1 protein-coding gene is annotated in these 1,419 nt (G+C 59.6%); it reads right to left on the bottom strand.

The genetic code is table 11. From position 1 onward, the window contains the following. Window positions 1-10: 10 nt before the first annotated feature. The gene (locus tag ASC93_RS27295) at window positions 11-1,339 is read right to left on the bottom strand and encodes an IS4 family transposase (protein ID WP_056450188.1); all 1,329 of its coding nucleotides are present in this window, start codon (window positions 1,337-1,339) and stop codon (window positions 11-13) included. Between the last annotated feature and the right edge of the window lie 80 nt (window positions 1,340-1,419).

Raw genomic sequence — 1,419 nt, 5'->3', positions numbered from 1 at the left:
CCTAATGCCGTTAAGTTAAGGTTCTTCGAAGGCGGCGCTCGGGATAACGCTGGGGCTTGGCTTTAGTGACCCGGTCGAACTTTCGGCCGGGTCGGTAGACATTCAGTTCGAGTAGCATCCTTTCACGCATACGTTTCAAGACGCCAGGTATGTTTCCTTGGGCCTGCAAGGCCGCGACATGCTGCATCTCGAATTGAAATGCTGACAAGGCGAACACAAAGCTGATATCACTAGGGGCGCACTTGGCTTGTTCAGCGGTGCGCGCCATTTCCAGGCGTACCAGGTTGTACGCGAGAAGCGTGCCCCAGATCTCTTGTCGGGTCGATTCCACACTCAGGCTGCGCAGGCTCAGCGCCATGCCCATCATGGATTGCTTGATCTCGCGGTAGCTCGTCTCGATTTGCCAGCGCCGGCCGTAGCATTGGCGCAATTGATCGGCAGGAAAGCGTCGACGGTCCAGCAGCGAAGTCAAAAGATAAACGAGCCGCCCCTGCGGCGTAGGCGTCAGAACGGCCCGTGCGCGCCAGTGTGCGGGCAGGTCCGGATCTCGTTTGCGTGCTGCAGCTGAGACTTTCATCTCCACCACGCCGTCTTTCTCATCGCCTTCGATCAGGGTCCAGCGCGTGTTGGCCTTCGCTGGCACCAGAAAGTGGCGCTCTTGCCCATTACCGCCGAGCTTGCAGAGTAGTTCGGCTCCCAGAAAACCGCGATCGAAGACCGTTAATGAGTGGTCGGGGATATCCGCCAATAGGTCCCGTGCGAAGGTGATTTCGCTTTGACGGTAAGTGCCAAAACCCGCCGCCAGAACGAGTTGGGTATCGAGCACGCACAATGTGACCAAACGCGCATGGGGATAGCTGGCAGTGGCGTCGCCCACGTAATGCGGTGCGCCGAAATGGTCCCGGTTTTCGGAACTGTCGGCCAGCTTGAGTGTGGTCCCGTCCATGGCAAGAAGTTGCAGGCCCTTGAACTGATACCGCTGCTCATCCTGCTGGTGCCAGCGCCGGGCCGAGGCGGCGAACAACCAGGCCAGCGGCTCCTCGCCAAGCCGCTGCCGCGCCTGGGTTGCGGCGCTATCGGTCACACAGCGGTCCTCCAGGTCCGGTAAAGCCAAATCCAGTTCCGCCAGCACTTGACGTACTGATCGGTGTCGGTACAAGGCCAGCGCAATCACCAGCCATACTACCTGCTGCGCGGGCAAACGCCGCTGGCGGATGCTGGCCTTGCCAGAATAGTTCAGGGCCGCCTCGATCCACTCGGCGGGAAGATGCTCGCCCAGCCGCCTCCAGTCAGGGGCTGCCAAGTCGACAGTAACAAGTGGCAGGGATTCAGATAACATGAAGGCCGCAGGTTAACAGCCCGCGGCCTCGTTTACAAGCGATCGTTGCTGAACTTGCCGCTTAACTTAACGGCATTAGG

Origin of the sequence: Massilia sp. Root335, assembly GCF_001425685.1 — a bacterium.
GTDB classification, from domain to species: domain Bacteria; phylum Pseudomonadota; class Gammaproteobacteria; order Burkholderiales; family Burkholderiaceae_D; genus Telluria; species Telluria luteola.
This window is presented reverse-complemented; position numbering and strand designations above follow the sequence as displayed.